12 protein-coding genes and 1 tRNA gene are annotated in these 13,177 nt (G+C 32.3%); 12 read left to right on the plus strand and 1 reads right to left on the minus strand.

Annotated elements, in window-relative coordinates; translation table 11 throughout:
- The 7 genes from G600_RS15795 to G600_RS0100035 form a co-directional block, all read left to right on the plus strand.
- Positions 1-611: hypothetical protein (locus G600_RS15795; RefSeq protein WP_034245024.1), on the plus strand; the 611-nt coding region annotated here is incomplete at its 5' end.
- Positions 612-629: 18 nt separating this feature from the next.
- Positions 630-992 carry a LytTR family DNA-binding domain-containing protein gene (locus tag G600_RS0100010; RefSeq protein WP_027430098.1) on the plus strand — a complete coding sequence of 121 codons (363 nt, stop codon included), beginning with the start codon at positions 630-632 and terminating at the stop codon, positions 990-992.
- 16 nt (positions 993-1,008) lie between these two features.
- The gene (locus tag G600_RS0100015) at positions 1,009-2,217 is read left to right on the plus strand and encodes an FtsX-like permease family protein (RefSeq protein ID WP_027430099.1); all 1,209 of its coding nucleotides are present in this window, start codon (positions 1,009-1,011) and stop codon (positions 2,215-2,217) included.
- A gap of 13 nt (positions 2,218-2,230) precedes the next feature.
- Positions 2,231-3,337 carry an ABC transporter permease gene (locus G600_RS0100020; protein ID WP_027430100.1) on the plus strand — a complete coding sequence of 369 codons (1,107 nt, stop codon included), beginning with the start codon at positions 2,231-2,233 and terminating at the stop codon, positions 3,335-3,337.
- 2 nt (positions 3,338-3,339) lie between these two features.
- Positions 3,340-4,014 carry an ABC transporter ATP-binding protein gene (locus G600_RS0100025; RefSeq protein ID WP_034245027.1) on the plus strand — a complete coding sequence of 225 codons (675 nt, stop codon included), beginning with the start codon at positions 3,340-3,342 and terminating at the stop codon, positions 4,012-4,014.
- Positions 4,015-4,283: 269 nt separating this feature from the next.
- Positions 4,284-5,834 (plus strand): glutamate/gamma-aminobutyrate family transporter YjeM, encoded by a 1,551-nt coding sequence (gene yjeM, locus G600_RS0100030; protein ID WP_027430102.1) that lies wholly within the window; start codon positions 4,284-4,286, stop codon positions 5,832-5,834.
- A 244-nt stretch (positions 5,835-6,078) separates the two neighbouring features.
- On the plus strand, positions 6,079-6,486 hold the full coding sequence (locus tag G600_RS0100035) for a flavodoxin family protein (RefSeq protein WP_027430103.1): 408 nt from the start codon (positions 6,079-6,081) through the stop codon (positions 6,484-6,486).
- 114 nt (positions 6,487-6,600) lie between these two features.
- On the opposite strand, the gene G600_RS0100040 is transcribed toward G600_RS0100035, so the two are convergent.
- Positions 6,601-6,675, minus strand: a tRNA-Pro gene (locus tag G600_RS0100040).
- 239 nt (positions 6,676-6,914) lie between these two features.
- Here G600_RS0100040 and G600_RS13255 point away from each other — a divergent pair.
- The 5 genes from G600_RS13255 (at position 6,915) to G600_RS0100070 (ending at position 13,149) form a co-directional block, all read left to right on the plus strand.
- The gene (locus G600_RS13255; RefSeq protein ID WP_162141487.1) at positions 6,915-7,784 is read left to right on the plus strand and encodes a L,D-transpeptidase family protein; all 870 of its coding nucleotides are present in this window, start codon (positions 6,915-6,917) and stop codon (positions 7,782-7,784) included.
- A 145-nt stretch (positions 7,785-7,929) separates the two neighbouring features.
- Complete coding sequence (locus tag G600_RS0100050) at positions 7,930-8,769, plus strand: hypothetical protein (RefSeq protein ID WP_027430104.1); 840 nt, start codon at positions 7,930-7,932, stop codon at positions 8,767-8,769.
- 196 nt (positions 8,770-8,965) lie between these two features.
- Positions 8,966-9,748, plus strand: a complete 783-nt coding sequence (locus G600_RS0100060) for a DUF4230 domain-containing protein (protein ID WP_027430105.1) — start codon at positions 8,966-8,968, stop codon at positions 9,746-9,748.
- A 464-nt stretch (positions 9,749-10,212) separates the two neighbouring features.
- On the plus strand, positions 10,213-11,001 hold the full coding sequence (locus G600_RS14820; RefSeq protein WP_051195281.1) for a PDDEXK family nuclease: 789 nt from the start codon (positions 10,213-10,215) through the stop codon (positions 10,999-11,001).
- Positions 11,002-11,358: 357 nt separating this feature from the next.
- Entirely contained in the window at positions 11,359-13,149 is a 1,791-nt protein-coding gene (locus G600_RS0100070; RefSeq protein WP_027430106.1) for a Na/Pi cotransporter family protein, read from the plus strand.
- Positions 13,150-13,177 lie beyond the last annotated feature (28 nt).

Consider the following 13,177-nt stretch of genomic DNA (forward strand, 5'->3'; position numbering starts at 1 on the left):
AGAAAGGAGCAGCCCAGTTTTATAGAAATATACATTCGCAACCTATTATTGAGAATGGGAAAGTAGTGGATATTCCTAAAGTAGATATTGTGTGGCAAGATAAAGCAGAATATTTATTTTCAAATATAGGATATTCAAATGAAAGCACAGGATTTGATTATAGTAGTTATATGACAATTAAAAGACAATATAGTGTTATTAAGTCAGATGTTGTAGCTTTTTCTGTTGCATTATATGAAGAAACAATGCCTATAGGGGAAGGAATAGAAATAAGTATTTATGGTATTCCATATGAATATGCTAAACAGCAGTTGGGTGAAAATTTTATTTACACCATAGAAGATTCAGAAAATTTTAGTGAGAATATACATAATAATTACACTGAATTTGATAAAGTGTGTTCAGGAAGAATAAAAGATACAGGAGTGTATTATATCGACTTATTAGATGAAAATACAGATGAAATGTATTGGAATTATTATGTGGTATTAGATTTTGACGATAATACTATAAAATATTATGACGTGAGTGGAAGTTATGGATATAACATAACAAACCAATCAGAATATGAGGAATGGAAAGAACAAAACAAAGATAAATTTTTAAATTAGCTAGCAATTGGGGGGACAATGAATAATAATTACACATGTATTTCAAACGAAGTTTTAGATGAATTGATACTTCATAAAGTCGTTTTTTTTAAAGTAAATGGGCATTATTTAGAAGTAAAACTAGCCATGAGTGATTTAAAAATAAAGATTAGAGCAAGTCTTAAAACGTATAAGGATCGATTAATAGAGAAAAATTTTATTAACCCTAATCAGTCTATAATGATCAATTTACTTTATGTTAAAGAGATAGATAAGGTTAATAAAAAAGTAGTAATGCATACTGGAGACATGATTGATATAAGCAGAGATAAATATAAAGATGTTTTGACACAGTATATAAAATATATAGGAAAATATGAGGAAAGTGTAGATTTTATTTAGTTTTTTGGGGGGAATGATGACTAATATCAAGATTATTTTTAAGCGCGTATTAAAGAGACCATATTCAATCTTGGTAATGATAGCTATGTGTGCTATTTCTTTTTATATGTTTTCGGGAGAATTAACTGAAAACGTACAGTCTTTATATTATGTGCATAGAATACATAATATGTTTGGAATCGACGAAGAGCAGGTCGGTTTTGTCCAATTGCTAAAATCAAGTAACTCACTAGAAACAGCAATAGAAGTAAAAAATAAAATGAATGATATTCATGGAATTAAAGGCGCTGGATTTAGAAGTGGTTATACGATTTTTTCGCAGAAAAGTAATAGTGAAATACCAATATTTTTATTTGATACATCAATAATTGAATCTGTGAATGTAGATGTGGATGAAAAAACACTTGAAGAAATGAGACAAGAAACTGAATATGAACCTATTTTATTAGGACCAGATTATAAAGGAAAATATGAACTAGGAGAAGTTATTGAATATGAATATGCATCCTATAAAGTGTATGGCTTTTTAAAAGAGGATAGTGCTATATATCATGACTTTGATTTGTTTAGTGGATGGACAAATCTTGATTTGTACAACTTAGATAGCGCAGGAGTTGTAGTGATGGATGATTTGACTCAAAGAGAAAGCGTTAATTTTTCTTATATTCAGTTTATAACAGAGAAGAATGAATTTGATAATGTAGCCAAGGAATTAATTAAGTATTCATTGGACAATGGAATAGAATTGAGGGTAGTAAATAGAGCAGAGGAAATAAAAAATGAGTTGAAAGAAAAGAATATATTAAATAGCGACGATTTTTATTTATTAGTTCTTGTTGGAGTTGTGACAATTATAACCATAACCACAATGTCAGTTACTTATATCATGTTAGATAAGAGAGATTATGGAATATTAATGATAAATGGACTGAAGTCAAAAAGTATACATTTACAGATCATATTGCAGAATCTATTAATAGTCATGTTAGGTGCCATTATTGGATGGATGATAAATCAAAAATTGTATTATGGAGCCTTAATTATAAGTCAGACAGATATAAATAATAATTTTATGTATTTAATCTACTATAAAACAGCAATGATATTTATACCTATCATTATGTGTTTAACATCAGTGGTGATAGTGGCTTTATCAAGTATTATACCTGTTTATATTACAAGTAAACTAAGATTAGCAGACCTTGTGCAGACAGAGAATGAGTAAAGGGGAGCATGATATGAGAAGGTTATTAGAGAATGTACTCAGGTATAAGAAATCATTTGTCTTTGTATTAATAGGACAAATAGTTATATATATAAGTGTGTTTGGCATACTTAATTTATATAATAACGCGGAGAATAGAGAGAAAGATAGAATTGAATCAATTTATGATTCTAGAATAGAAATAGACTTATATAAGTCACAGGAAAAGAATATTTTTTCAGAAGATTTTTTAAATATAGATAGGGGAAATATAGTCGTAACTAAGGGCTTATCCTTAAGTTTTTCAGAACAGGGACTGCCTAATATAGTAGATCTTGTGCTTGTAAATAATGAAGAATTGCCTTATAAGCTTATTAAAGGTCATATTCCAGGAACAGAGGAAAGTGATATAGGAAGAAATGTAGTAGCTATAGGACGTGATAAATTAAAATATGCTTATGAAGAAAATGGTAAACAATATATTACTTTAGCAACAACAAAATATGAGGTAGTTGGAGTGCTAGGTTCTAATAGGTCGGATTTTTGGGATTATAAGATTGTTCTAAATATACATTGTATAAGCGATAAGACGTTAGAAAGCATTAATAAAGATAGTGATTTTAAGCTAGAACTTGGAAGTAACAATATAGATATTTTCGATATTTATAAGGATGTATATGTAAGTTTAAAGTCAGAAGATAATGGGCTTAATCTAGAATCTAATAAAGTAAAGGGATTGGGAGAAAGTACTGTATCAACAACATTAAATAGAACAGGTCTTGCTAAGAAATTAAGCGTTGCTTTATTTTGTTTTTGTAATTGCCTTGTAATATCGGAATTTTTCTTTATAGAACATAGGAAAGAGTTAGAAATAGAGAAGACTTTAGGTGCATCTAATAGATTTGTAATAGGAAAATTATTTACAAGATATGTGGAAATAAGCGCGATTGCATTATTATTATTTTTAATAGTAACAAAAGCATTTGAAAAAATCGGACTTTTATCAAATATAATTAGAGTAAGTTTTATAAATGTGTTAGTAGTTTTTGCTACAATTATAGTAATTGCGATTTTATCATTAATTTATCCATATGTAAAAGTGGTAAAAATGGACGTTGTAGAAATGAGAACTAGGAGATAAGAATGATAATTATAAATAACCTAAAAAAAGTATTTGAAACTGGAGATTATAAAAAAGAAGCTTTAGCAGGAATAGATTTAACAGTTAATGAAGGTGAAATGATAGCAATAATGGGGCCTTCCGGCTCAGGAAAAACAACTCTACTAAATGTAATAGGCTGCATGGATAGCAATTTTACAGGAGATGTAATAGTTAAGGGCAATAATATTAGAAAGATTTCGAAGGGAAAATTAGAAAAAATAAGACGTGACAACATTTCCTTTGTCTTTCAGGATTATGCCTTGCTAGATAATTATTCTGCTTATGAAAATGTGGAAATGCCACTTCTTATAAAAAGAAGAAAAAATCGAAAAGAAAGGGTAGTTGAACTTTTAGATAAATTAGACATAAAAAATGAAGCAAGTAAAAAGCCTTCTAAAATGTCAGGTGGCCAAAGGCAAAGAGTGGCAATAGCAAGGGCACTAGCCATGGATAATGATATATTATTATGTGATGAACCAACAGGAGCTCTAGATCAAAAAACAGGTGAAGATGTAATGGAAATCCTGCGTTCAATTAATAAGGAAGGCAAGACAATAATAATAGTAACCCATGATGAGAATGTGGCCAATAAAACAGACAGGATAATAAGAATAGTAGATGGTAAGATAATAAAAGATGAGATAATTAAGAATTAAAGTTTAAAATTCTTGCAGGTTTTGCCTATGTTTGGGTAACTTGCAAGAATTTTGTTTTTAGTGTATAATACTTGAACGCGTTCATACGCTAAAGTAGTTATGTAGTAAATGGTGTAAAATCGATAGTATTATATTTTCAAATTGGTTTAATAATAGTCTTATTCTGATTTTGATTAAGAGTTGCATTTGCAAAGATTAGAATAAGTTATTACTAAATAAAAACAAGGAAGGAGATATGGTGCGAGTTGGTTATGCATCATATGTAAAGTATGAAAGAGAAAAAACTTGGGCTCATGGCCCTAATCTTGATGATTTTTACATCAGTCTATGGATTTAATAACATTCCAAGATCTTATTATTTAATGGGATATGCAGCAATTCCTTGGTTTGTTGTTGCAGGTATCTTATTCTTTATTCCATTCGCCTTTATGGTGGCAGAATTTGGTTCAACTTTCAGAGAAGAAAAAGGTGGTATGTACTCATGGATGTGTAAGTCCGTAGGACCTAAGTACGCATTTATCGGTACATTTATGTGGTACACATCTTATGTATTATGGATGGTTAATGTATCTTCTGGTATTTGGGTACCAGTATCTAATATAATTTTTGGTAAGGATTGCACAAGTGAGTGGTCTTTCTTTGGCTTTGATTTATTATCAGGCACAAGATTACTTGGTGTAATGGCAGTAATCTTCTTTATCTTAATTACTTTCTTTGTAACAAAGGGTATTGATAAGATTAGAAAGGTAACATCAATTGGTGGTACAGCCGTTCTTACAATTAATATTTTAGTAGTAGTTGGTTCTATCATAATGATTATTGCTCGTCATGGACAGTTAGAACAGCCTTTTGCTGGCTTTGAGTCACTTAAGACTCCACTTAACGTAGCATATCAGGGTAGCCCTATTATGATTTTATCTTTCATCGTTTATGCATTATTTGCTTACGGTGGAATTGAAGCTGTAGGTGGTCTTGTTGATAAGACAGAGAATCCTAAGAAGAATTTCCCTAAGGGTATCGTAACAGCAGCAGTAGTTATTGTTATTGGTTATGCACTTCTTATCATGTTAGTTGGTTCATTTACAAACTACGAGGAAATTCTTGGTGCAGGCAATATTACACTTGGTAATGTATCTTATGTAATTATGTCAAATTTTGCAGCAGAGTTTGGTAAGGCATTTGGTATGTCAGTAGCAACTCAGGCTTTACTTTCTAACATATTTGCAAGAGTTTATGCTCTTATTATGTTACTTGCATTATTAGGTGCTATGTTTACACTTGTTTATTCAACATTAAAGCAGATTATCGATGGTACTCCAAAGGAATTATGGCCAGGTAAGATGGGTGTTGTTGATGAAGATGGTATGCCAAGACATGCTATGTGGATTCAGTGTGTAATTGTATGTGCATTAATCCTATTAGTATCCTTTGGTGGTGATAACATGCAACAGTTCTTCTTAATCTTAACAGCAATGGTTAACGTAGGTATGACAGTACCTTATATGTTTATCTCTTTTGCTTTCCCAAGATTTAAGAAGTTAAAGAATGTAGATAGAAGCTTTGAAGTTTATAAGACTCAGAGATCAGCTAATTTCTGGGGTTATGTAGTAACAATAACTCTTTTCTTAGCAAATCTATTCGCTATCATTCAGCCAGCTTTTGACGGTGATTATTTAACAACATTCTGGTCACTTAGTGGTCCAGTAATCTTTGGTATTGTTGCTTGGATTATGTATACTCATTATGAGAAGAAGATTGCAAAGAATCCAGAATTAGCAGCTGCTAAATTAGATGAAGATGAAGCAAATGCTGATGCATAATTAAATAAAAGCGAGTCTTGACTTTCTAATATACAATAAATTTATAGAGGCGTTATCAAAGGGCTTTAAGCCTGGTAGATAACGTCTCTTTTTTGTATTCTTTTTAAGAAAATGTATTAGCCCCTTTTATATATAATAAATATTTTATAATTTAAGCCTTGAAATAGTGAGGAAAAGTGATATTATTAGTATATACATTGTATGCAATAAAAAAGTACACAATCAAAATAAAAGGAGATTTATTATGAAATATGCAGTAAGATATTATACTAAGACAGGAAATACTAAAAGAATGGCAGAAGCAATGGCTAAGGAATTAGGAGTAGAGGCACTTCCAATTTCGGAACCTGTAACAGAAGCAGTAGATTATTTATTTTTAGGAAACTCATATTATGCTTTTAACATAGATCCTGAGGTAAAGAAATTCATTGCTACATTATCTAAAGATAAAGTGGGAAAGATTGTAAACTTTGGTTCAGCAGCTATGTTAAACTCAACTTACAAGAAAGTTAAGGCAGAAGCTGATAAGGTTGGTGTAGCTATGGATTCTAAAGAATTTCACTGTAAGGGTGAATTTAAGGGAATTCATAAAGGAAGACCTAATGCAGATGATATTATTGCTGCAGTTAATTTCGTAAGACAGTATAAGTAAAAGACTAAATAAATAGTTAATGATTTAAAGAAAGCCGTGAACATGTTATATGAGGGGACCCCAAAAAGTCTAACTTTTTGGGGTCCCCTCAATATGTTCACGGCATTTATACAGTCGGGGTGACAGGATTCGAACCTGCGACCTCTTGATCCCAAATCAAGCGCTCTAGCCAAGCTGAGCCACACCCCGTAAGTGTGCTTATTTACTATTTTAGCGACGTTTAATAGAATAACATATTTAAAATAAAAGTCAAGGTAATTTGCTTAAAAACATATATTTTTTCTATATATATTTAATTGTTTTACTGCTAATTTCATAATATAATTAATATAGTATAAAGAAAGAACGTGATCAATATGAATAACCATTTAAAACTGCTTGTAATTATAGGGGCTTTTATACCCAATTTGCTTGCTTGTAAGGGGGAGGTGCACTCTAAAAGTGTAAGTGATGAGCTAACTTACAAATTACATTTTCAAGAGATAAAAGATGAGCACATAGAGCTAATGCACTATAACAGGGAGGGTGAAAGGCATAACTATGCCTTGAATCGTCAAGCAGAGGAATTAGCGCTAGAAGAACAAGCTAAAGAGGAAGAAACAACAGAGTCTGAACCATATTTAAGTCAAAGTGCATATTTAAGCAAAAATATGGAATATACGCCGTCTGATGAAACTGTAGCAGTTCAGGAAAAGACCGTGGAGGAGACAAAAGATTTCGTAAGCTATTTAAATATAGCATCAACAACAAATCAGTTGTTAGTGGTTTCCGCAAGTGGTACAAAGGCAGAAGTTTCACTTCATAATAAGGATGCCTCTGGAAATTGGCAGCAGGTTTTAGTATGTAATGGATATGTAGGTTCTGCAGGAGTGGGTGTGACTTCTGAGGGAATGAAAATGACACCTATTGGAGTCTATGATTTTACATTTGCATTTGGAAATGCCGCAAATCCGGGAGCTCTGCTTTCCTACACACAATGTGACGATAGCTACTACTGGGTGGATGACGTAAATTCTGCATATTACAACAAATTTGTCACAACAAATGAGGTGACACCAGATTGGACAAGTGCTGAACATATCTCTGAAATAGCAGTTTATAGCTATGTTTTAGCCTTTAATTACAATGCAACTTGTATCCCAGGTAAAGGTTCAGCCTTCTTTGTTCATGTAAGTAGTGGGAGTCCAACAGCTGGATGCATTTCAGTTTCTGAGGAAAATATGCTTACAATTATAAGAAACGTGGCTCCAGGCTGTAAGATATTGATTGATAAGGAAGAGAATATAGGGGGATACTGAGTTAGCTAGCTTAAGATTTTCAATGTCAACTGCGGGTTAGATAAATACTTGTCTAACTCGCAGTTTTATACTATTCTAGATGGTGATTGTGCATTTTTATCTATTAGTGTTAATCACAGCATGGATATAGAGGAGAAATTAAACTATGAACCAAAAGAAGATAAGAAACAAAAGTAATAACAATAACAATTCTTGTACTTTTAACAAGCAGTACTATGAGGATATTAAGCTTGTCAGGCAAGGACAAAGTCTCGCATATATTTTGGCAGCTCTTGGGGTACTTGCCTATGTTGCATTTTTTATATTTGGCATTATTTCAAAGAAATTCGACTTTAATGTCACCACAAATCAAAAGATTTTCGTACTGTCTGCTATAAACATTATGATTATTACAGTAGATGTTATTTTTATTTTTATATACAGAGGTAAAGTTTATTCAAAAGAATCCACAGCAAAAAAAGGTAAAAAAGAGGTCGAAGAAAGAAAAGACCGTGTAAATTGTGACATTTTTCTATTAGAATTATCATTATCATTGATATTGATTTTTAATGTATTAAGGAAATACAACTTTTCTAATGAATTAAGATGGGGGATTGTGATAATTGTCATAGCTATTATAATGTTTATCTTTTTACATTTGGTAAAGTTGATTGAAACTAAGAAATTTGGGGTAAATTTCCCAACCTTTATAATTACGGTTTTGGTTTCTATAATTCTTACTTTCTCTTTGGTTAATATAACAGCTAGTTATTCTTATGAAAATGTAAAAGTAATAGATACTAATACTTATATATCAGGAACTAAAACTCGAACTAGAGTTTATAAAATCGAGTTTGAATATAGTGACGGAAAAACAGAGAAAATAGGCACTACAAAACAACTATATGAAAAAGCAAACTATCTAAGTTATGGCTTTTACTTAGAAGATGTAACTGGAATTTTTGGCTTGAAGATGCATAAATTGTGTTATAAGCCTCTTTTTTAAATAAAGCCTGCATATTATATTATTCTAGTTAGTGATTTGGCGAAAGGAGATAGGCATGAAATTATTAAAGAAGATAGTTATAACTTTAGTGGCAGTGATTGCGCTATTTTATTTACTTGTGTTGATCACAGCTTGGATATAGAAGAGGATTTCAATTATCCGTTTGAAAAAAAGAGACTTACTAGGAGGCGGCTAGATGTTTAAAAGGAAAAATACTGATACGAGTTCTGAAATAAAAAAGAATAAAGACATGCTATCTAATGAAACTAAAAAGAACGAGGCTGGTGTATCGGTTGAAACTAATAAAAAAGATGCTATTAAAATTAATATAAAAAATAAGAACACGGGAATTTTAACAAGAATAATCTGCTTTGGGCTTGGATGTCTTGTGACTTTTATAGTTATGATTTCTGTTGGCTTTAAGATGGTGAAATCAGAGACGGTTTCAACAACTAGTGATGATGGCTTAAGTCTTCCAGGGGAAACACAAGTAAGAGAGGTAACTGTGGAAGAAGTAAAGGTAAAGCTTGAGGAAATCGGCGAGCTTAGTACTTACCAAGGAACTTATTCAATTACTTATGGAAAAAAAGAGACAAGAGAATTGTTGGAAAAATTCACAATTCCATTTACCAGCAACAACATAACAATAGAGTGTGAAGGCGTTGTAAAGGTAGGTTACGATCTTGATTCTATAAATGTAGAGGTGGCAGAAGCTGATAAAAAGATATTCATCTCTATTCCAGAAGCCAAGGTTAACGATAACTACGTGATTTGGGACACAATGAATTGTAGCGAAGAGAACAACATTCTAAATCCTATCGAGTTTTCTCAGTATCAGGAGTTGATATCTGAAATTGAAGAAAAAGGACTTGAAGAAGTTGAAAACGATGGAATCTATACAAAAGCAGAGGACAATCTAAAGCTTTTGATTGAGAAGTTTTTAGGGGACTTTGAAGAGTATGAGATAGTGTTTATGTAGTGGGCTTGTAAAGCGGTTAAAAGTGTTATAAGGACCGGAGGGTTTGTGAAACACGCCGGAATTCGGGCTTTTGTGCCTGTGAGGGAGTTTATCTCTTAATTTAAGCACAAGAAATTTCTGGGACGATGTCGCATTTTCAAAAGTTAGTGCCTAAATAAATTGAAAAGTAATAACTCAGGCACAAGAGAAAAATTAGAAATCAAAATTTTTTTTCAAGTCTTAAAGCTAGAGAAATCCTACGTTTATTAGTATGATTAATTTACTTTAAGCAAAGTTTTTCGTGACAAATGAAAAAAAGCATGTTACACTATCCAAGAAATTTTTACAAAAGAAGAAACCATGGTTAGGTAAATTTTTTACAAAAGAGAAAAAAGATATTAGACAAAAGAAAACCAATACAAACAAAGGCAAAATTCATTGCTAATTAATCCCATCACTAAAGAAACTAAATAAGGAGATTCACTATGGATGAATTACTAATGATGCTAGAGGCTAGATTAGCAAACTTAAACTGCGCATTAAGGTTGGCAAAGAAAGATCAAGATTTTCCCGAGGGTTCACTCAGAGTTTCAACAAGTAACAAAAGAGTTAGATATTATTGGATGAATCAAAAGGCCTCCGATTTAGGTGAGTACATCAAGAAAGATAACCACCAATTTGCTAGAGAACTAGCCCAGAAAAGTTACAATAGAAAATTTATAAAAATGGCAGAATCTGAAATCCTTTATCTACAAAGTGTAATCACACATTTATCAAAAAACAATTCTGATATGTCCTATGACAAATTATCGCTTACTAGAAAAAATCTAGTAAATCCCTACATTTTACCAGACAATATTTATGCTAAAAACTGGCAGGAAGAAAGTTATAAAACAAGTAATTACTTGCCGGAATGCAAGGTTTATTCAACAAAAAGAGGAGAAATGGTACGTTCTAAATCCGAAGCAATCATTGCTGATATTCTTTATGAATTGAAAATTCCATACAAGTACGAAAAGGCTTTAGTCCTTAAAAACGGAACGATCAAATTTCCAGATTTCACTGTGTTAAATAAAAAGACAATACAAGAAGTTTACATTGAGCATTTTGGCTTGTTAGACGATGAGCTGTATTTAAGCAGCAATCTTTTAAAGCTTGATGAGTACAGAAACAATGGAATTTATCTAGGTAAGAATTTGCTATTCACCTACGAAACAGAGGATAGCCCGCTAGATATAAAAGGGATAAGAAAGATGTTCAGGGAATTACTATAGTCTATAGGGATTAGTTGGAATGAAGAAGAAACAAAAGAGAAATAGTTAAAAAATAGTAGGAAAAAGCTTCCTGTGTGCCTGTAATGATGTGTATTCTAAATCTAGGGCACACGCTTTTTCTTATCTTTTAGGAAAATAATAAGGATTTGTGGCTAGAAGAAGAGATTAAGAACAGAATAGTCACAAGAAATTAAATAGTACTTTACGGGAATTAGTAATCCTGTGCCTTTATCGATAGATTTTAAAGCAAGCGGACACAAACCCCAGAAATTTTACATAGATTTTACACAGACCACCCCTTTAAGTTTACAGAAGCCCTATACAATCAAACTGTAAAAAGAAAAAGAGGTAGATTTTATGGATATTTTTGGAGTATTAACTATGATTGGTGGCCTCGCTCTTTTCCTTTACGGAATGAACACCATGGGCGATGGACTTGTAATGCTTTCAGGTGGAAAGCTTGAGAAGATTTTAGAGAAGTTAACAAAGAAGAGAATTATGGCACTTTTACTTGGTGCCTTTGTAACAGCAGTAATACAGTCATCTTCAGCAACAACAGTTATGGTAGTTGGTTTTGTAAATTCAGGAATTATGAAATTAACTCAAGCTGTTGGTATAATCATGGGTGCCAATATTGGTACAACAATTACATCATGGATTTTGTCCTTAACAGGAATTAGCGGTGGTAATGTATTTGTTAATCTACTAAAGCCAAGTTCCTTCTCACCAATACTTGCAGCAATCGGTATTGTATGTATTATGACAAGTAAGAATGGTGAAAAAAAGAAGATAGTTGGTAACATTTTACTTGGATTTGCAATATTAATGTTTGGTATGGAAACAATGAGTGGAGCGGTTGAGCCACTTAAGGATAATAAAGCCTTTACAGGAATGTTAACAGCATTTTCAAACCCATTACTTGGTATGGCAGCAGGTGCAGTACTTACCGCAGTAATTCAGAGTTCTTCTGCATCAGTAGGTATTTTGCAGGCCCTTTGTATGAGTGGGGCCATAACTTATGGAACAGCGATTCCAATTATTATGGGACAGAATAGTGGTACTTGTGTAACAGCGTTGATTTCTGCAATTGGAGCAAGTAAGAATGCTAAGAGAGCAGCTTTCATTCATCTTTACTTTAACTTAATAGGAACAATTATTTTTATGATCGGCTTCTATTCAATTAATAGTGTGATGCATTTTACATTCCTAACAGATTCTGCGGGAGCAGCCGGAATTGCTGTAATTCATAGTTTATTTAATATAGGTTGTGCAATTATCTTATTCCCATTTGCTAATCAGTTAGTAAAACTTGCAACCTTTACAGTTAGAAATCATAAGGATAATGAAAATGATCTAGTTAGACCGGCAGAGCTTGCAGCCCTTGATGAGCGTTTTCTAGATACACCATCTTACGCCATCCGTCTTTGTAAGAAGGCAGTGGTGAAAATGTCTGAGCACACTAACGAGGCCATTTTACTAGCTCTCGACCTTCAGGCTAAATACTCTGACGAGAAGGTGGAAGAAGTCATAAAGTTAGAGCAGTTGGTGGATGAGTACGAGGATAAGATTGGAACTTATCTTGTGAAGTTGGCAAGCAAGGATTTGGGCAAGGACGATAGCCACGAAATGTCGATTTTGCTACATTCCATCAGCGATTTTGAGAGAATGTCAGATCATGCAATTAATATTGCAGAATCCTTTAAAAAGAAGAATGATGAAAATATTGATTTTTCATTTCAGGCAATAGAGGAGTTAAAGTTCTTAGGAGTTGCGGTTAAGAATATAATGAAACTTACACTTAATACTTTCTCCTCAAGAGATACTAAGATTGCGGTAAATGTTGAGCCTCTTGAAGAGGTAATTGATGACCTTGTAATGGAGATGAAACAAAGACATATTGATAGATTAAAACAAGGTGAATGCTCAATGGAAGCAGGTATTTTGCTTGAAGATATCTTGACTAATTATGAAAGAGTTTCAGATCATTGCTCAAATATTGCAGCTGCTCTAATTGAAATTGAGTCTGATGAGCTTGATATGCATGAATATGTGGACGTTAAGGTAAAGGGTAGCGACCCATATTTTAGAAAAGAATACATTAGACTTAAGCAAATCTACATGTTACCTGAATTAGACGAGGTTAGCTAAAATTTATTATAAGTAGATTGCGACACAA

The organism is Lachnospira multipara ATCC 19207, assembly GCF_000424105.1.
In the GTDB taxonomy this organism is placed as follows: Bacteria; Bacillota; Clostridia; order Lachnospirales; family Lachnospiraceae; genus Lachnospira; species Lachnospira multipara.

Excerpts from the sequence above, each read along its gene's own strand:
- G600_RS0100010 (WP_027430098.1), top strand. The coding sequence starts at position 630 with ATGAATAATAATTACACATGTATTTCAAACGAAGTTTTAGATGAATTG.
- G600_RS0100015 (WP_027430099.1), top strand. The coding sequence starts at position 1,009 with ATGACTAATATCAAGATTATTTTTAAGCGCGTATTAAAGAGACCATAT.
- G600_RS0100020 (WP_027430100.1), top strand. The coding sequence starts at position 2,231 with ATGAGAAGGTTATTAGAGAATGTACTCAGGTATAAGAAATCATTTGTC.
- G600_RS0100025 (WP_034245027.1), top strand. The coding sequence starts at position 3,340 with ATGATAATTATAAATAACCTAAAAAAAGTATTTGAAACTGGAGATTAT.
- yjeM (WP_027430102.1), top strand. The coding sequence starts at position 4,284 with ATGAAAGAGAAAAAACTTGGGCTCATGGCCCTAATCTTGATGATTTTT.
- G600_RS0100035 (WP_027430103.1), top strand. The coding sequence starts at position 6,079 with ATGAAATATGCAGTAAGATATTATACTAAGACAGGAAATACTAAAAGA.
- G600_RS0100050 (WP_027430104.1), top strand. The coding sequence starts at position 7,930 with ATGAACCAAAAGAAGATAAGAAACAAAAGTAATAACAATAACAATTCT.
- G600_RS0100060 (WP_027430105.1), top strand. The coding sequence starts at position 8,966 with ATGTTTAAAAGGAAAAATACTGATACGAGTTCTGAAATAAAAAAGAAT.
- G600_RS14820 (WP_051195281.1), top strand. The coding sequence starts at position 10,213 with ATGGATGAATTACTAATGATGCTAGAGGCTAGATTAGCAAACTTAAAC.
- G600_RS0100070 (WP_027430106.1), top strand. The coding sequence starts at position 11,359 with ATGGATATTTTTGGAGTATTAACTATGATTGGTGGCCTCGCTCTTTTC.